The 17,041-nt window shown below is 75.2% G+C and carries 13 protein-coding genes; 5 read left to right on the top strand and 8 right to left on the bottom strand.

Annotation, left to right across the window (positions count from 1 at the left end; translation table 11 throughout):
- Nucleotides 1–249: 249 nt before the first annotated feature.
- Nucleotides 250–699, top strand: a complete 450-nt coding sequence (locus V2S66_RS25995) for a PTS sugar transporter subunit IIA (protein ID WP_330798996.1) — start codon at nt 250–252, stop codon at nt 697–699.
- 4 nt (nt 700–703) lie between these two features.
- Nucleotides 704–2,374 (top strand): phosphoenolpyruvate--protein phosphotransferase, encoded by a 1,671-nt coding sequence (gene ptsP / locus V2S66_RS25990; RefSeq protein WP_330798994.1) that lies wholly within the window; start codon nt 704–706, stop codon nt 2,372–2,374.
- A gap of 140 nt (nt 2,375–2,514) precedes the next feature.
- Here ptsP and V2S66_RS25985 read toward each other — a convergent pair whose 3' ends face one another.
- Nucleotides 2,515–3,588, bottom strand: a complete 1,074-nt coding sequence (locus V2S66_RS25985; protein ID WP_330798991.1) for a hypothetical protein — start codon at nt 3,586–3,588, stop codon at nt 2,515–2,517.
- Between the two features lie 41 nt (nt 3,589–3,629).
- Entirely contained in the window at nt 3,630–5,072 is a 1,443-nt protein-coding gene (locus tag V2S66_RS25980; RefSeq protein WP_330798989.1) for an MFS transporter, read from the bottom strand.
- 70 nt (nt 5,073–5,142) lie between these two features.
- Here V2S66_RS25980 and V2S66_RS25975 point away from each other — a divergent pair, with 70 nt between their 5' ends.
- A complete protein-coding gene (locus tag V2S66_RS25975; protein ID WP_330798987.1) occupies nt 5,143–6,471 on the top strand; it encodes an aminotransferase class I/II-fold pyridoxal phosphate-dependent enzyme in 1,329 nt (442 codons plus the stop codon).
- Between the two features lie 45 nt (nt 6,472–6,516).
- Here V2S66_RS25975 and V2S66_RS25970 read toward each other — a convergent pair whose 3' ends face one another.
- On the bottom strand, nt 6,517–8,655 hold the full coding sequence (locus tag V2S66_RS25970) for an acetoacetate--CoA ligase (protein ID WP_330798985.1): 2,139 nt from the start codon (nt 8,653–8,655) through the stop codon (nt 6,517–6,519).
- 205 nt (nt 8,656–8,860) lie between these two features.
- Here V2S66_RS25970 and V2S66_RS25965 point away from each other — a divergent pair, with 205 nt between their 5' ends.
- Entirely contained in the window at nt 8,861–11,311 is a 2,451-nt protein-coding gene (locus tag V2S66_RS25965; protein ID WP_330798983.1) for a glycoside hydrolase family 31 protein, read from the top strand.
- On the opposite strand, the gene V2S66_RS25960 is transcribed toward V2S66_RS25965, so the two are convergent.
- From V2S66_RS25960 to V2S66_RS25940, 5 genes are all read right to left on the bottom strand, one after another.
- Entirely contained in the window at nt 11,269–11,811 is a 543-nt protein-coding gene (locus tag V2S66_RS25960) for an NUDIX domain-containing protein (protein WP_330799011.1), read from the bottom strand. The two genes, V2S66_RS25965 and V2S66_RS25960, sit on opposite strands and share 43 nt — an antisense overlap.
- A gap of 192 nt (nt 11,812–12,003) precedes the next feature.
- Nucleotides 12,004–13,326 carry an adenylosuccinate synthetase gene (locus tag V2S66_RS25955; protein WP_330798980.1) on the bottom strand — a complete coding sequence of 441 codons (1,323 nt, stop codon included), beginning with the start codon at nt 13,324–13,326 and terminating at the stop codon, nt 12,004–12,006.
- Nucleotides 13,327–13,371: 45 nt separating this feature from the next.
- Nucleotides 13,372–14,283 carry a hypothetical protein gene (locus tag V2S66_RS25950; RefSeq protein WP_330798977.1) on the bottom strand — a complete coding sequence of 304 codons (912 nt, stop codon included), beginning with the start codon at nt 14,281–14,283 and terminating at the stop codon, nt 13,372–13,374.
- A 103-nt stretch (nt 14,284–14,386) separates the two neighbouring features.
- Entirely contained in the window at nt 14,387–15,478 is a 1,092-nt protein-coding gene (locus V2S66_RS25945; RefSeq protein ID WP_330798975.1) for a molecular chaperone DnaJ, read from the bottom strand.
- Nucleotides 15,475–16,389: an NUDIX hydrolase gene (locus tag V2S66_RS25940; RefSeq protein WP_413966486.1), complete on the bottom strand. Its 915-nt coding sequence runs from the start codon at nt 16,387–16,389 to the stop codon at nt 15,475–15,477. Before V2S66_RS25940 ends, V2S66_RS25945 begins: the two co-directional genes overlap by 4 nt.
- A 205-nt stretch (nt 16,390–16,594) precedes the next feature.
- On the opposite strand from V2S66_RS25940, the gene V2S66_RS25935 reads away from it, so the two are divergent.
- Entirely contained in the window at nt 16,595–16,969 is a 375-nt protein-coding gene (locus V2S66_RS25935) for an Mpo1-like protein (RefSeq protein ID WP_330798970.1), read from the top strand.
- Nucleotides 16,970–17,041 lie beyond the last annotated feature (72 nt).

Here is a 17,041-nt window from a genome sequence, read left to right as displayed (position 1 = left end):
GACTTTAGCAGATGCTTTCCGGTCGGAATTACCAACCCCGTTGCGAGCACACACGTTTCCGCGGGTCTCGTCGAGGCGGTTGTGCCAACGTACTGGACCGCCTCACGAGGGGCAAATCGGGGGTGGGGTTCCGGACGCCGCTGTGGCCGGGCGGAATCCGCACTTGCCATGACTTAGGCTGCTGTCGCGGCTCGCCGTCCCGTGACAGTCAGTGACGGCTTCTTGATCTCCGCACAGAGGAGGCTTCCCATGACGACCGTTTCGTCGCCCCTGGCCGGCCAGGTCATCGGGCTCGCCGCGGTGCCCGACCCGGTGTTCTCGGGAGCGATGGTGGGTCCCGGTACCGCTGTCGACCCGGTGCGCGAGCCCGGTGAGGTGGTGGCTCCGGTGGACGGCGTCATCGTCTCCCTGCATCCGCACGCCTTCGTGGTCGTGGACAGCGAGGGCCACGGTGTGCTGACGCATCTGGGCATCGACACCGTGCAGCTCAACGGCGAGGGGTTCGAGCTCCTGGTCTCCAAGGGCGACGCTGTGGTCCGCGGCCAGGGGATCGTGCGCTGGGACCCGGCCGCGGTCGAGGCGGCGGGGAAGTCGCCGATCTGCCCGGTGGTGGCGCTGGAGGCGACGGAAGAGGCGCTCGTCGACGTCGTGGACGGTGGCGACGTGCAGGCCGGGGACACCCTTTTCAACTGGAAGTAGTGAGATGGAGACAACGCTGCGAGGCGTCGGTGTCAGCCACGGTGTGGCGATCGGCGAGGTACGGCACATGGGAACCGCGGTTCTGGAGCCCCCGGCCAAGCAGATCGGGCCGGACGAGGCCGCTCGTGAGCAGGGCCGGGCGCGGCAGGCCATGGAGGCGGTCGGGGCCGATCTGAACGCGCGCGGTCACCTGGCCGGCGGTGAGGCGCAGGCGGTGCTGGAGGCACAGGCGCTGATGGCGCAGGACCCCGAGCTGCTGGCCGATGTCGAGCGGCGGGTCGCCGTGGGCAGTACGGCCGAGCGCGCGGTGTACGACGCCTTCGCCTCGTACCGGGCGCTGCTGGCGGGGGCGGGCGACTATCTGGCGGGGCGGGTCGCCGACCTGGACGACGTGCGGAACCGGATCGTGGCGCGGCTGCTGGGTGTGCCGATGCCGGGTGTCCCGGACAGCGACGAGCCGTATGTGCTGATCGCGCGGGATCTCGCGCCGGCCGACACCGCACTGCTCGACCCGGCGCTGGTGCTCGGTTTCGTGACCGAGGAGGGCGGACCGACCAGTCACAGCGCGATTCTGGCGCGGGCGCTGGGGGTGCCGGCGGTGGTGGCGCTGCCGGGGGCCAAGGAGCTGGCCGAGGGCACGGTCGTCGCGGTGGACGGCAGCACCGGCGAGGTGTTCGTGTCGCCGAGCGAGGAGAAGCGGGCGGCGCTGACCGAGGCCGCCGCGGCGCGGAAGGCGGCGCTCGCCGCGTCGTCGGGTCCGGGTGCGACCTCGGACGGGCACAAGGTGCCGCTGCTGGCGAACGTCGGCGGTCCGGCGGACGTGCCGGCCGCGGTGGAGGCGGGCGCCGAGGGCGTGGGCCTGTTCCGCACCGAGTTCCTCTTCCTCGACGACTCGGCGCAGGCGCCGTCGGAGGACAAGCAGGTCGAGGCGTACCGGCAGGTGCTGGAGGCGTTTCCCGAGGGCCGGGTGGTCGTACGGGTCCTGGACGCGGGCGCGGACAAGCCGCTGGACTTCCTGACGCCGGCGGACGAGCCGAACCCGGCGCTGGGCGTGCGGGGCCTGCGGTCGCTGCTGGACCACCCCGAGGTGCTGGCGACGCAGCTGCGGGCGCTGGCCAGGGCGGTCGAGGGCCTGCCGGTGTATCTGGAGGTCATGGCGCCGATGGTGGCGGACCGGCAGGACGCGAAGGCGTTCGCCGACGCGTGCCGGGCGGCCGGGCTGTCCGCGAAGTTCGGCGCCATGGTGGAGATTCCGTCGGCGGCGCTTCGGGCGCGGTCGATCCTCCAGGAGGTCGAGTTCCTGTCGCTGGGCACCAACGACCTCGCGCAGTACACCTTCGCGGCGGACCGGCAGGTGGGCGCGGTGTCGCGGCTGCAGGACCCGTGGCAGCCGGCGCTGCTCGACCTGGTGGCGCTGGCCGCGGAGGCGGCGAGGGCCGAGGGCAAGAGCTGCGGTGTGTGCGGTGAGGCGGCGGCCGATCCGCTGCTCGCGTGTGTGCTGACGGGTCTGGGCGTCACCAGCCTCTCGATGGGTGCGGCGTCGATTCCGTACGTCAGGACGACGCTGGCGAAGCACACGCTGGCGCAGTGCGAGCGTGCGGCGGCCGCGGCGCGTGCGACGGACAGCGCGGAGGATGCGCGGCGGGCCGCGCAGGCGGTGCTGTCCGGGGAGTAGCCGGCAGGGTCGATATGCCGCCAGCGGCGCCAGCGGTCTCGGAGATCCGGTGCGGAGAGCGTCCCCCCTGTGGGGTGGGACGCCCTCCGCATGTCCGGGCCCGCTTCCGGCTCCTCCGCTGTCCCCGTACGGCGGTGCGGCTACCTGGTGTCGCCGGGCAGGGGAGGCGGCAGCGGCAGGCCGGCGGCGTAGCGCACTCCTGGCTCGGGTGGCACCGGCTCGCCGGTCACGGCATCGGTGCAGTAGGCGTTGAACACCTCGGCCTCGCTCAGCGGGTACGGTTCGCCGCCGCGCAGCGTCCAGCCGCGGACGGTCTCGGCGCGGTCGGCGCCTTGGCCGGTGACGGTGCGGACGACGAGGCCGCCCGGACGGCTGGTCGCGGCGCCGGCGGCCATGACGGTGCAGACGACGAGGGCGTCGGCTTCGGAGAAGCTCAGGTCGCCGGGTTCGCCGGGACGAGCGCGCGGTTCGTGGCCCTCGGGCGGCGGCGCGTCGACCTGGACGGCGGCGAGCAGCGAGGACCCGCCGTCGGTCGGCAGGCTGCACACCACGTGGTGGCTGCCGGGGCCGACGGCCTCGATGAGCCGGAGCAGGGTGTGGGAGGCCCGGTCGAAGGCGCAGTGGGCGAGGTCCTGGCCGCAGTCGGGGCAGGGTCCGGCGTCCACGAGCAGGTCGGTGGCCTGTTCCCAGGTGGCCCGGCGGTCGGCCTCTCGGGCGAGGTCGCCGCGGACCGCGGCCAGTGGTTGCCGGGCGTACCGCACGGCGGGGCCCGCGGTGGTGGCCTCGGCGACGTACCGGGTGCGGGTGGCGGGGGTGTCCGGTGGCTGGCGGGTGCTCTGGCAGTAGTCGGCGTACCCCTCCGGGTCGAAGAGCGTCACCGCCACGTGCGTGCCCTGCGCGTGCAGGCTGCGCAGCAGGTGGTCGATCTGTCGCAGATACCGTCCGTAGTCGTCGTGCGGGAACGTACGGTAGCCGGTCATGGCGGCGAAGTCCTGGTCGTCGAGCAGCAGCCCGACGACCACGGGAGCCTCGCGGCGCAGGGCCCGGCGGTGCGCGGCCCGTCCCGGCGGCCGGACGCGGCCTCTCGATCCGGCGTGGCGCCGGGCCGGCTGACCTGCTGTCAGCCGGGTGGCCGTGGCGCGACGGGCGCGGCCGGCCCGGCGTTCCGTGCGGCGGGCGGTGCGGCGGGCGGTGCGATTCCTGGCGTGGGACATGTCTTCCCCCTGGTCCGGGACCCGTGCCTGCCACGGAGTCCCTAGTACTCACTCACCGTAACCGCCGCCACTGACAACGAGGGTTCCGGCAGCCGCGGTGCCCGCTCCGCGAGCCGCCTGAGCACGAGGTGCCGTTGCAGCAGCGCGGCGGCGGCGAGCACGGCGCCGAAGACGATCCAGCCGAGCGGGCCGCCGGCGAGCACCGCCCAGGTCATCAGCAGCGGGCCGACGCAGCGGGCGGTGGACTGGGCGAGGCCGTGCACGCCGACGTAGGAGCCTTGAGCGTGGTCGGGTGCGAGGGAGACCGACAGCTCCCAGGAGATCGCGGACTGGATCATCTCCACGACGGTGAGGGCGACCGCGCAGCCGACGACCGCGAGGGTCGCGGCCCAGGGTGCGTCGACGACGGCGAGGGCGGCGGTGACGCCGCAGAGCAGGAACCAGAGGGCGACGCGGCGCAGCGCGTCGGCGGCGATCCGCGGGGTGCGGCCGTGACGGGAGAGCCGTACCTGGCAGAAGACCACGATGACGGTGTTGACGACGAAGACGGCCGCGGCGAGGCCATGCGGCGCGGTGGTGCGGGTGATGATCCACAACGGCAGGCCGACGCTGAGTGCGCAGCCGTAAAGGAACATCACCGAGTCCAGGGCGGCGTAGCCGAGGTAACCGCGGTCGCGCCAAGGGCTGTTCGCGACGCCTGCTGCGGCGTGTCCCGGCGGACCGGCGAGCGCGGTGTGAGCGGCGTGAGCGGCGGGAGCGGCCCCTGGCGCGACCGCGGTGGGCGCGCCGGGCTGGTGGGTGGCGACCGTGCGGCCGGCCGAGGCCGGTTCGGCGCAGCGCGCGACGAGGATCGCGACGAGGACGAAGGAGAGCCCGTCGCCCAGCAGGAGCACCCGGTAGACGGCGGTGCTGCCGAACGCGAGCGCGGCGGAGGCGGCGAGGCCGCCGATGGTGTAGCCGACGTTGACGATCGTGCGCTGGACGGCCTGGTAGTGGGCGCGGTTCGGGCCGGCCACGCGGGCGGCGAAGAGCTTGGTGAGCACGGCGGCGGAGCGTTCGCCGAAGCTGCCGATGGCGACCAGCGGGAGCAGCGGCCAGAAGCCGTGCGCGAAGAGCATGAGGAAGCTGGAGACGCCGCGGGCGATCTGGACGGCGAGCAGCACGCGGGTCAGCGGCAGGCGGTCCGCGAGGATGCCTGCGATGGGCGCTCCGGCGATGCCGAACACGCCGCCGATGCCGAGCAGCAGACCGGTCGCGCCGGTGCTCAGCCCACCGACGAGGACGAAGTAGAGGGCCGTGACCGAGACCCACAGGCCGGACCCGATCTTGTCGACGAGGTTGATCCACAGCATCCGGCGGCCGTCGGCTCCCCCGGGGATGCCGGCGAGCGCGGTGCGCGGGCTGAACCGCGACGACCACCGCGGCCGCGGCCCTCCGATGTCCTGCCGCCGCTCCGTCGGCCTGCCGTCGTGTGTCCGCTTCATGGCTTCACGTCCCCTGCTCCCCGTACGCCGTGCCTTGCGCGTTCGTTTGTATTGATACATACTGCTGACTGTGGCAACACAATATGCGATCAGCGGGACGACGGCCAGGGATATCGCCGCGTCCGCCGAACAGGCGGTCACCGAGGGCGGCTTGCGGCCGGGGCAGAGCCTGCCTCCGGTGCGCGCGCTGGCGGAGACCCTCGGAGTCAGCCCGGGTACGGTCGCGACCGCGTACAAGGAGCTGCGGCGGCGCGGCATCGTCGTCACCCGGGGGCGCGGCGGCACCGTGGTCGCCGCGGCGCCCGCGGTGACGTCCCGGCGCCCGCCCCGGGTGCCCGCCGGGCTGCGCGACCTGGCCGGCGGGCATCCCGATCCGGCGTTCCTGCCCGATCTGGTGCCGCCGGGCCGGCTGTCCCCCGGCGCCCGCTCGCACCGCGCGTCGCCCCGGCTGGCCGAGTTGGAGGACCTGGCGCGCGCGTGGTTCCGGCGGGACGGCGTGCCGGACGCGCAGGTGACCTTCGCGCACGGCGCGCTCGACTGCATCGCGCGGCTGCTGTCGGTCGAGCTGCGGCCCGGTGACCTGGTCGCGGTGGAGGACCCGGGCTTCCACCATCTGCTGGATCTGGTACCGGCGTTGGGGCTGCGCACCGTCGCGGTGGCGGTGGACGACGACGGGCCGCGACCGGAGGCGCTGCGCGCGGCGCTGCGGGCCGGGGCGCGGGCCGTGGTGATCTGCCCGCGGGCGCAGAACCCCTACGGTTCGCGGGTGACGCCGGACCGCCGCGCGCAGTTGCTCGACGTGCTCGGCGCCGCTCCCGACGTGCTGGTGGTGGAGGACGACCACAGCGCGGACACCGCGGGCGGTCCGCTGTGCTCGCTGACCACGGCCGGCGGCGCGGGGCCGGCCCGTTGGGCGCAGATCAGGACGGTCTCCAAGCACCTGGGAACCGACCTGCGGTGGACGGCGGTGGCCTGCGACGCGACGACGCTCTCCCGGCACGACGGACGGATGCTGCTGACGTCGGGCTGGGTGAGCCATGTGCTGCAGGAGACGGTGGCCCGGCTGATGACGGACCCGGCGACGGGCGCGTTGGTGGCGGCGGCCGAGCGGGCCTACACGATCCGGCGCGAGGCGCTGATCGCGGCGCTGAACGGGCACGGCGTCCAGGCGCACGGGGTGAGCGGGATGAACGTGTGGGTGCCGGTGCGGGACGAGGCGGCGGTCGTCAACGGGCTGCGCTCGCACGGCTGGTGGGTGGCCGGCGGGGCCCGCTTCCGGATCGGCGCGGGGCCCGGCGTGCGGATCACCACCGCGGACCTCTCGGAGGCCGACGCGGTGCGGCTGGCCGAGGACTTCGCCGCGGTGCTGGCGGAGACGCTGAGCACCTACGGGGGCTGACCAGGCGCCGGGGGCGCCCGCCCGCCCGCACCGGCACCTGTGCTTCTACGGGCGGTCCTGCGCCCCGCCGGCCCGCTCGGCGGCCAGCCGCTCGTAGAAGCGGAGCACGTCGAGGTCGTCCACGGAACCGGCGTTGACGGCCTTGTCCAGCGGTGCGCCCTGGAGGAGCTTCTTCACCGGCACCTCGATGCGCTTGCCGGTGAGGGTGTGCGGGACGCCGGGGGCGACGATGATCTCGTCGGGCACGTGGCGCGGCGACAGCTGGGACCTGATGGCGGCGCGGACCCGGTCGCGCAGCGCGTCGTCCAGCACCGCGCCCTCGGCGAGCTGCACGAACAGCGGCATCCAGTAGCCGCCGTCGGGCTGTTCGAGGCCGATGACGAGTGACTCCCTGATCTCCGGCAGGCGTTCGACGACCTCGTAGATGTCCGAGGAACCCATGCGCACGCCCTGGCGGTTGAGCGTGGAGTCGGAGCGGCCGTGGATGACGACGGTGCCGCGCGAGGTCAGGGTGATCCAGTCGCCGTGCCGCCACACGCCGGGGAACATCTCGAAGTAACTCTCGTGGTAGCGCACGCCGTCGGGGTCGTTCCAGAAGCGGATCGGCATCGACGGCATGGGGTTGGCCACGATCAGCTCCCCGACCTCGTCGACCACCGGCCTGCCGTGCACGTCCCACGCCTGCAGGTCGGTGCCCAGGCACGGCGCCTGGAGCTCGCCGATGTGCACCGGCAGCGTCGGCACTCCCCCGGCGAAGCAGCTGCACACGTCGGTGCCGCCGCTGACCGAGGCGATCCACAGGTCCTGCGCCACCTCGTCGTGCAGCCAGCGGAAGGCGTCGGGAGGCAGCGGCGACCCGGTGGTCGCCACGCACGTCACGGACGACAGGTCGAGGTCGCGGCCGGGGTGCACGTCCGCCTTGCGGCACGCGATGACGTACGCGGCGGACGTGCCGAAGACGGTGGTGCGGGTCTGCTCGGCGATCCGCCACTGCGCGTCGACGGTGGGGTGGCCGGGGCTGCCGTCGTAGAGCACCACGGTGGCGCCGGCCAGCAGGCCGGACACCAGGAAGTTCCACATCATCCAGCCGGTGGAGGTGTACCAGAAGAAGCGGTCACCCGGCCCGAGGTCGAGGTGGAGGCCGGTCTGCTTGAGGTGTTCGAGCAGGATGCCGCCCTGCGACTGGACGATGGCCTTGGGCAGGCCGGTGGTGCCGGAGGAGTACAGCACCCACAGCGGGTGGTCGAACGCCACCGCGGCGTATTCGGGTTCGGGGGCGTCGGCGGTCAACTGCTCCCAGTGCAGGGCTCCTTCGGGGGCGTCGGCGCCGAGCAGCGGGATGTGCACGGTGGCCCGCAGCGACGGCAGCCCGGCGCGCAGTTCGGCGACGACGTCCGCGCGGTCGTGCGTCTTGCCGCCGTAGCGGTAGCCGTCGACGGTGAACAGCACGACCGGCTCGACCTGCTGGAAGCGGTCGAGGACGCTGCGCGCGCCGAAGTCGGGTGCGCAGGAGGTCCACACGCCGCCCACGGCGGCGGTGGCGAGCAGGGCGACGACGGCCTGCGGGACGTTCGGCAGGTAGCCGCTGACCCGGTCGCCGGGTGCGACGCCCAGCCGGCGCAGGGCCGCGGCGAGGGAGGCGACCTGGCGGCTCAGCTCGGCCCAGCTGACGGCGGCGCTCTCGTGCCGCTCGTCCAGGTGCAGCAGCGCGGGCTCCGCCGCGCGGGCCGGGTCGAGCGCCGGACGCAGGGCGTGCTCCGCGTAGTTGAGGGTCGCGCCGGGGAACCAGCGGGCGCCGGGCATCGCGGGGTCGGCGAGCACGCGCTCGTACGGAGTGGTGAACCGCACGTCGTACCACTGCGCGACGGCGGCCCAGAACGCCTCGGGTGCGCGGACCGACCAGGAGTGCAGGGCGTCGTAGTCCTGCTGCGGGTCGGCTCCGCCGGGCCGCGGTGCGCCGTGCCGGTCGGCGGCCCAGGCGTGGAAACGGGTGAGCTGCGCCGAGGCGATCCGGTCCGGTCCCGGGGTCCACAGCGGCTGCGGCTCGCCGGCTGCCGCGGCGGCGTCGAGCGCAGGGGCGTCGGGGGCGGCGGTGTCCGGGGGGAGGGCGTCCGGGCCGGGGGCGGCGGACGCCGGAGCGGCGGGCACCGGCGTGGTGCTCGCGGGCTCGGGCGTGGTGCTCATGGGCGGCTCCCGGACGGTACACGTCGTTGCGTGGCTGGCGGCTCCGGCCGGGGGTCTCCCGCAGCGGGGCCAGTGCGACGATGCCATGTGATCGTCCGGGACGCCAGAGCGGGTCCGGCGCGGCGGGCGGCCTGCGCTCGCCCTCCAGGTGAACGCTGGCCCAATGGTGCACGCCGCAGGCCGAAAGGGTGCGAGTGTGGTGCCCATGGATGCTGGGGACCTGGTGCGGTCGATACGGATGGCGGGTGTCGCCGGTGGCTGGCGCCCGGCGCGCTCCGCCTGGCGCAGACGGCGCACCGACGCCCGCGACCTGCCCCGGCGCGGCCCCGAGCGGGCCAGGGTGCCGGGGGCCGCTGTGGCCGCCGAGCCGGAGCCGGGTGGCGGCGCCGTCCGCTTCGAGCGCTCGACGCTGCGGGTGCGGGTCGCGGTGGGCGGCGCGGTGTTCTGCGGCTGGGACGGGGCGCAGCCGGAGCCGTCGTACGCCCTGGCGAGCGGCGCGTCCCGCAACGGCTCGGGCGGCGGTGTCCCCGAGCCGGACGTGCGGGCGGTGCTGGAACCGGACAAGGACGGCTGGCGGGTGGTCTCGGAGCGGGTCACCGTGCTGGTCTCCCGGCACGGCGCGGTGGAGATCCGCACGCCGGGCGGGCTGCTGCTGCGGCGGGAGCTGCCGCCGCGCTGGTGGGACGCGGTGGACCGGGAGGACGGCGAGAGCGCCCGCTGGGTGCAGCGCTCGCAGACCCCGGCGGACGCGCGGGTGTTCGGGCTCGGCGGGCGCGCGGCGGGGCCGCGGCTGCCGGCCGGCGCGTACCGGCTGTGGAACACCGACCCGGGCGGTTCCTTCGGTCCGGGCGACGATCCGCTGTACATCACGATGCCGGTGCAGCTGGTCGTCGCGGACGCGGGCTGCCATCTGGTCTTCCACGACAACACCCGCGACGGGCAGATCACCCTGCGGGACGGCGAGGAGGGGGCGGGCTCCGGGCACGACCGGCCGGGCGGCTGCGAGGTGCGGATGGAGGGCGGTCCGCTGCGCTACTGGGTGATCGCGGGCACGCCGGCGCGCGTCCTTTCCGCGTGGACGGCGCTGACCGGCCGGCCGGCGCTGCCGCCGCGCTGGGCGCTGGGCCACCAGCACTCGCGGTGGGGCTTCGGCAGCGCGCAGGAGGTGCGGCGGGTGGTGGCCGGCTACCGCGAGCGCGGACTGCCGCTGTCGGTGGTCCATCTGGACATCGACCACCTCGACGGTCACCGGGTGTTCACCGTGGACGCCGGACGGTTCCCCGATCTGCCCGGCCTGGCGCAGGAGTTGGGTGAGCAGGGCATCCGCCTGGTGTCGATCGTCGACCCGGCGGTGAAGGCCGAGCCGGGCCTTGCCGCGTACGACTCCGGCGTCGCGGCGGACGCCTTCGTGAAGGACGCGCGGGGCCGGCAGGTGCGGGGCGTGGTGTGGCCGGGCGAGGCGGTCTTCCCCGACTTCACCGATCCGGCGGCGCGCGCCTGGTGGGGCGGGCTGTACGCGGAGCGGCTGGCGCAGGGCTTCGCCGGGGTGTGGCACGACATGAACGAGCCGGTGTCCTTCGCCGCGTTCGGCGACCCGACGCTGCCGCGCTCGGCGCGGCACAGCCTGGAGGGGCGCGGCGGCGACCACCGCGAGGCGCACAACGTCTACGCGCTGGGCATGGCCAGGGCCGGCTACCAGGCGCTGTGCGAACTGCGGCCCGACCGGCGGCCGTTCCTGTTCTCCCGGTCAGGCTGGGCAGGCCTGCAGCGGTACGGGGGCACCTGGTCGGGCGATGTAGCCACCGACTGGGCGGGGTTGCGCGCGTCGCTGGCGCTGGTGCTCGGCCTCGGACTGTGCGGGGTGCCCTACTCCGGCCCCGACGTGGGGGGGTTCACCGGTACGCCGGAACCCGAGCTGTATCTGCGGTGGTTCCAGCTCGGCGCGTATCTGCCCTTCTTCCGCACGCACTCCTCGATCCTCGGCGGCCTGCGCGAGCCGTGGGAGTTCGGCCCCGAGGTCCTGGAACACGCACGGGCGGCGCTGGCGGAGCGGACCCGGCTCATGCCGTACCTGGAGACGCTCGCGCACATCGCGCGCGGCACCGGCGCCCCGTATGTGCGGCCGCTGTGGTGGTCCTCGCCGGCCGACCGGGCGCTGCGCGAGTGCGGCGACGCCTTCCTGCTCGGCGACGCGCTGCTGGTGGCGCCGGTGCTGGAGCCGGGCGCGACCGGCCGTGCGGTGCGGCTGCCGCGCGGCCGCTGGTACGACACCGCGACCGGGCAGGCGCACCGCGGTCCCGGCCAGGTGCTGCTGGCCGCTCCGGTGGGCCGGGTACCGGTGCTGGCGCGGGCGGGATCGGTGCTGCCGGTGACCGGACCGGACGGCGAACCCGAGCTGGAGGTGTGGGCGCCGCGCGCCGGGCGCACCGGCAGCGGCGTCGTCTTCACCGGCGACCCCGAGGGCTGGGGCGCGCCGCGGATGGAGCGGTTCGTCAGCCGCTGGGACGGCGGCCGGGTGGTCGTCGAGCGCGACGGCGGCGGCGAGGTCGGCTACCGGGTGCGGGTGCGCGGGGACGTCGAGGGCGACGCCGGGACGCGTACGGGCGACGTCACTCAGCGCCCGGAGGGCGGCGGAGCCGAGGGCGCGGGGGCGTAACCGTCGTCGAACCAGCGGCGCATGGCCCGCGTGTGCAGCGGGAAGCCCAACTCGGCGCTCTCGTGCAGCAGCAGGTAGCCGTCGGTCTCGTCGGTCGGCGCCGACGGCGGGAGGGCGGCCGCGTCGCGCTCGGGCAGCAGCCCGAACAGCAGCAGATAGCCGCCCACTTCGTCGGTCATCGCGTCGGCGAGCACCACCTCGGCGGCCGGCGCGCGGATGCCGGTCTCCTCGAACAGCTCGCGCACCACGGCCTGTTGCCAGCTCTCGCCGTGGTCGACGAAGCCGCCGGGCAGCGCGAGCCGGCCGAGTTGCGGCCGGATCGCGCGGCGGATGACCACGAGACCGGTGCCGCCGGAGTCGCGGACCGGCAGCAGGGCGACCGCCACCGGCAGCGGATTGCGGTAGGCGGTGGTGCCGCACACCTCGCACTGCCGGGGCCAGCCGGCGTCCGGGCCGAAGGGCGCGCCGCAGGCCGAGCAGTGCGAGTCGCGCACCGGCACGCGGGCCGGCTCCGCGGACGGCCCAGCGGCCGCCCGGGTGACTTCCGGCGGTGTAGCGGGCGGGTTCTGAGGGGGCACGCCGGGACTGTATCCGATCGTCCGCGCCCGGGGCGCCGCCACCGGCGGGTCGCCCATCGGCGCGCGACGGACGGCGCCCGGCGGACGGCGGACGGCGGTGGAGCACCGGGCGCGCTACACGCCGAGCGGCGGGCCCTGCGTGGGCGCGCGCATCGACTCGCCCGCCGTCGCGCCCGCCGTCGCCTGCGGGGCCCTGACCCGCTGGCGGGTCGGCCCGGAGGACTCGACCAGGACTGGCGCGCCCAGCACCGCGGACAGCGCGGCCGTCCAGTCCCCCGGGTCCGCGCCCGGGGTCTCCCACACCGCCGGCGCGGCCCGCAGCAGCCGGCCGGTCAGCTCGGCCTGGCGGACCAGGTCGCCGGGCGGCCCCGGCGCGATCCGCTCCACCCGTGCGCCGTCGATGCCGTAGCCCCGGCAGATCCGGAGCGGCGCGCGGGCCGGGGCGTCGAGGTGGGTGACGGCGAGCGCGTCCACCCCGCCGCACACCTCCACCGCGTAGGCGTGCGCGACGGCGTCGAAGTGCCCCAGCCGGAAGGCGCCTTGCCAGCGTCCGTGGCCGTTGTGCGGCTCGGGCAGCGCGTTGGTCAGGCCCGCGTCCTCGGTGACCAGCGGCCCCGGACCGTGCCGGGTGGTGTAGGTGCGGACCACGCCGAGCCGCCGCGCGCCGTCGGGTGCGTCCGCCTCGGCCAGCAGCGCCTCGGCGTTGGCGAAGGTCGTGGTGGACCAGGTGGTGTACGGGTGGAAGCCGTGCCACTCGTCGAGCAGCACGCCCTGCGCGCCCTCGAAGACCAGCGGGCCCTGCCGGACCAAGCGGTGCAGCGCGCTCTCGTCGGTGAGCGCGACGGTACGGGCGAAGGCGGCGTACGCGTCGGCGCAGTCCTCCACCGGCGGCGCGGGCAGCGGAACGCCCCACTCGTCGGCCAACCGGTCCCGCAGCAGCCGCAGTCGGCGCAGCAGCCGCGGCCGGGAGGTGCAGTCGCCGACGGCCGGCGCGTCGACGGGGTGGGCGAGCGCGTAGGCGGCGCACTCGCCGACGCCCATGCCGCAGGAGCCGTGCCGGGCCGCGCCGCGGGCCTGCTCGCGCAGCCGGTTGGCGGCGGCGTGGTAGGGCGTGACGAGCAGCGCGCGGCGGTCGACGGTGAGCAGGGCGTACGGGTCGGGTACGCCGACCGCGCGCAGGTGGTCGGCCTCCGCGGCCAGGGCGAGCGGGTCCACGCAGGTCAGCCGGGACAGGTGGGTGGGGACGCCCCGCAGGGTGCCGGAGCCGAACTGGGCGAAGGTGTGGTGGCGGCCCTGCGGGGTGACGACGTTGTGCGCGGCCTGCGGGCCGCCGTTGAAGCGGACGACGGCGCTGACCTCGCCGGCTCCACAGAGGGCGTCGACCACGGCGCCCTTGCCGGCGTCACCGTAGCCGAGGTCGACGACGAGAGTGTGCAACAGGCCCTCCAGGCGGACGGGTTCGGGAGAGGACGGGCGGTGGGGTCAGCGGCCCCTGAGGGCCCGGGACACGGCGGGTCCCGCGGCCGAGCCGATGTCCTGGAGGTCGGCGAGGCCCTCGGCCAGGTCGATGGCCTCCTCACCGAGCCCGACGGTGAGGGCGATGGTCTCGCAGACCGCGTCGAGGTCGTCCAGTTCGAGGACGTTCTGCCCGAGCAGGCGCCGCCACAGGCCGAGCACCTCCGGGTTGCCCGCGTACGAGGCGCCGGCCGGGAGGATGTAGAACACGTGGAACCTGCGCTGGAGTTCGGCCAGGATCACCGGGAGCGGGATGTCCTCGGCGATCGTGTCGCCGAGCACCGCGCGCACCTCGCGGGCCTTGACCTTGCCGTACGGCAGCTCGTCGCCGACGAGGAAGAGGTAGCCGCGGCGGCCGCGCTTCTCGTGGCAGTCGACAGCGGTGTGCCGGGCCATGGCGTACAGCGCGAGTTCGTAGGACTCGGTCATCTGGCCGCCGCCACCGCCCTCCAGCAGGATGTTGCCGAGGTCCTCGTCCATCCGGTTGTCGGACTCGAACTGGCCGAGCTGCAGCGGGACCCGGTCGCAGGTGGCGTCGCCGACGGCGCCGAAGAGGATCTGCGGGTGCTCGGTGTAGCCCTTGCGCAGCAGCAGCCCGAAGAGTTCGGGGAGCTTGGTCTGCAGCACGCGCGGGACGCCGCCCATGGAGCCGGTGACGTCGAAGAGCACGGCGATGGCCAGCGAGGCGGGGTGCTCCGCGGAGTCGCGGCTCTCCCGCACGGTCAGGCCGTGCGGGTCGAGCGAGGGGTGCGCCGTCCAACTGCCGCGCGGCGAGGTGGACCTGACCCGGTTGTCGTAGCCGAAGGCGTCGGAGCCGCCGGCCGCGCGGTAGCGGGCGGCGGCGTCGTAGACGTTGGTGGACCAGCTTCCGCTGCCCATGGTGTTCCCCCAGGTGTGGTCGGGCGGTGAGTCGTTTCGGGTGTGGGCGGGTGGGTCGGTGGGTCTCGTGAGGTCTCGGCGGGTCGGCGGGTCCGGCCGGTGCTCAGGCGGGGGACCGCGAGGCGCGCGGCGCCGGCATGGCGAACGGGCGGAAGGTGCGCGGCCCGTAGAGCCGTTCGAGCAGGTCGTCCAGCTCGGCGAGCAGCAGCCAGGCGTCCTGCGGCCGGCCCGACTGCGACGGCAGCGTGCAGCCGCGCAGGAACGCGCGCAGCTGCGCGGGCGTCTGAGCACCCATCAGGTCGGCGATGCAGGAGGAGGCGAGGTGGATGTCGGTGGCGGGCGAGGCGGGCAGGTGTCCGAGCACCTCGGGCGGATAGCGGTCCCGGTGACGGGTGACGAGCACCGGCACGTCGGTGCCGACGGCGGTCGCATAGCACCAGTCGGCGAGGACGAGGCCGTGCAACCGCGGGTGGACGAGGACGTGTTCGGGGAAGACCGCGCCGTGCACCAGCCCCGCGCGGTGCGCCCAGCCGAGGCCGGTGAGCAGCCGGCGCCACATCCAGGCGGCGTCGCGCGGGTCGAGTCCGGCCGGGTGCGCGGCGGCGACGTCGGCGAGGGTGTGGAAGCCGGTCAGCGGGTGCAGTGCGTTGACCCGGCGTTCCGTGCCGTCGGGGGCCGGCTGCCGGAAGCTCTCCAACAGGACGGGCGCGTAGGCCCGATGGCGTGGCTCGGCGACAGTGTCGAGCCGGGTGAGGACCGCGGCCTCGTGCTCCATCAGGTCGTTGTCGCGCGGACGCAGCGGGATCTTCAGCACGGCCAGGCGGCGTCGGCCGCCGTACGCGTAGTGGGCGGCGCGCAGTTCGGCGAGGTGGCCGGTGGCGAGGAGCCGGCCGGGGGTGTAGCGGTGCAGTCCGCCGGTGAGGGGAGCCGTCGCGGGCCCGGTGTCGCGGGCGGCTTCCTGGGCCGCCTGCGGGGCGGAGCCCGGCCCGGCGTGCCTGCGCCAGGCGTCGGCGAGCCGGGCGAAGGCGGCGGTCGCCTCCGCGGTCCGGCCGGCCGGGGCGGTGTCCGGGTGCAGCAGCCGGGCCAGCCGCCGGTAGAGCCCGGCGGCACGGCCGGGCGCCGCGGGGAAGCCCGCGGGCAGCGCGGCCAGGACCGCGAGGGCCTCGTCGAAGGTCCGCGGCGGGGCGGCGGTCATCGCACCGCCGCCTCACGGTCGGGGCGCAGCAGCGCCGGGTGGAGCAGCCGGGCGTCGCCGGAGCGGTAGAGGCGGGCCCGGGGGCCACCGCGGCTGCCGGGCCTGGCGTCGGTCTCGGTGCGGCCGGTGGACTCCACGAAGCCGGGCACCGACAGCACCTTGCGGTGGAAGTTGGCCGCGTGCAGCGGGGCGCCCCACACCGTCTCGTACACGGCGCGCAGTTCGCCGATGGTGAAGGTGGGGGCGAGGAACGCGGTGGCCAGCGGGGTGTACTCGATCTTGGCGCGGGCGCGTTCCAGGGCGTCGGCCAGGATGCGGCCGTGGTCGAAGGCGAGCCGGACCGGGGCCTGCCCGCTCGGCACCGCGGGTGCTGCGGCCTCCGGGCTCTCGGCGGGCTCCGGGGCCTCGGCGGACCTCTGGGCCTCGGCGGACTTCTGGGCCTCGGGCCGTACGGGAGCGGGCCGGCGGCCGGTACCACCCCCGTGGGTCCCGGGCCGCCGACCCTGCTCGAAGGGACGCGACGGCTCCGCCGCCGGTTGCCCGCCCGGGAGGATTGCCTCCAGCGGAAGCCAGGCGGCGCCTGCCGCGTCACTGCCCGCGTGCGCGTCGGGCAGCCCTGGGGCGAAGGCGAGATAGGCGATCGAGACGACGGGCATCCGCGGGTCGCGGCCCGGATCGCCGTAGGAGCCGAGTTGTTCCAGGTGGACGCGGTCCAGTGCGGGCGCGCGCAGGCCGGTCTCCTCCGCCAGTTCGCGCGCCGCCGCCTCGTCGAGCGACTCGCGCCCGGCGCGGACGAAACCGCCGGGCAGCGCCCACGCGCCCTCGAAGGGCGGGCCGCCGCGCCGGACGGCGAGGACGTGCAGCGCGCCCCCGCGCAGGGTCAGCGCGACCACGTCCACGGTGACCGCGATCGGGTCGAAGGCGCGGGGGTCGTATCCGGCGAGGAAGTCCCGCTCGTCCGGCCGCTCCCCCGCGCCCCGCGGGTCCGTCGCCGCCGTGTGCTGCCGCCTGATCCCCACCGCCGCCCCCGTTCTTCTCAAGATGAGTCTTTCTCGGTACGAGAAAAACCTAGCACGGGCTCCTGACAGCGTCCAGACCCGGCGCTACCGTGCGGTCATGACGAAGCAGACGTTCGACTCCTTCGAGGACTTCTGGCCGTACTACGTGGCCATGCACTCCAAGGCCGCCACCCGCTGGGTGCACCTCGCCGGCACCCTCACCGGACTCGCGGTGACCGGCTACGGGCTGGCCAGAGGCCGCGCCCGGTACGCCGCCGCGCTGCCGCTCATCGGCTACGGCACCGCGTGGCCCGCGCACTTCCTGATCGAGGGGAACAACCCCGCCACCTTCGGCCACCCGGCGTGGTCGCTGCGCGGCGACATCAGGATGATCACCACCATGCTGGCCGGGCGCGACGCGGAGTTGGCGGAGACCGCGGCCAAGTGGTTCGCGGCGAACGGTGACCGGCCGGACGACGACACCACCGCGTAGTCCGGTCAGTCTCCTTGACGCTCCGTCACGCCGGGGCAACACTTCCGGCAGCGCGACGCACCGGACGGCGGG

Origin of the sequence: Actinacidiphila polyblastidii, from assembly GCF_036353415.1 — a bacterium.
Classification (GTDB): domain Bacteria; phylum Actinomycetota; class Actinomycetes; order Streptomycetales; family Streptomycetaceae; genus Actinacidiphila; species Actinacidiphila polyblastidii.
This window is presented reverse-complemented; position numbering and strand designations above follow the sequence as displayed.

What these genes read in the sequence shown, in the direction of transcription:
- ptsP (WP_330798994.1), top strand. Translation starts at nt 704, where the DNA reads ATGGAGACAACGCTGCGAGGCGTCGGTGTCAGCCACGGTGTGGCGATC.
- V2S66_RS25995 (WP_330798996.1), top strand. Translation starts at nt 250, where the DNA reads ATGACGACCGTTTCGTCGCCCCTGGCCGGCCAGGTCATCGGGCTCGCC.
- V2S66_RS25980 (WP_330798989.1), bottom strand. Translation starts at nt 5,072, where the DNA reads ATGAAGCGGACACACGACGGCAGGCCGACGGAGCGGCGGCAGGACATC.
- V2S66_RS25945 (WP_330798975.1), bottom strand. Translation starts at nt 15,478, where the DNA reads ATGACCGCCGCCCCGCCGCGGACCTTCGACGAGGCCCTCGCGGTCCTG.
- V2S66_RS25985 (WP_330798991.1), bottom strand. Translation starts at nt 3,588, where the DNA reads ATGTCCCACGCCAGGAATCGCACCGCCCGCCGCACCGCCCGCCGCACG.
- V2S66_RS25935 (WP_330798970.1), top strand. Translation starts at nt 16,595, where the DNA reads ATGACGAAGCAGACGTTCGACTCCTTCGAGGACTTCTGGCCGTACTAC.
- V2S66_RS25950 (WP_330798977.1), bottom strand. Translation starts at nt 14,283, where the DNA reads ATGGGCAGCGGAAGCTGGTCCACCAACGTCTACGACGCCGCCGCCCGC.
- V2S66_RS25965 (WP_330798983.1), top strand. Translation starts at nt 8,861, where the DNA reads ATGGATGCTGGGGACCTGGTGCGGTCGATACGGATGGCGGGTGTCGCC.
- V2S66_RS25970 (WP_330798985.1), bottom strand. Translation starts at nt 8,655, where the DNA reads ATGAGCACCACGCCCGAGCCCGCGAGCACCACGCCGGTGCCCGCCGCT.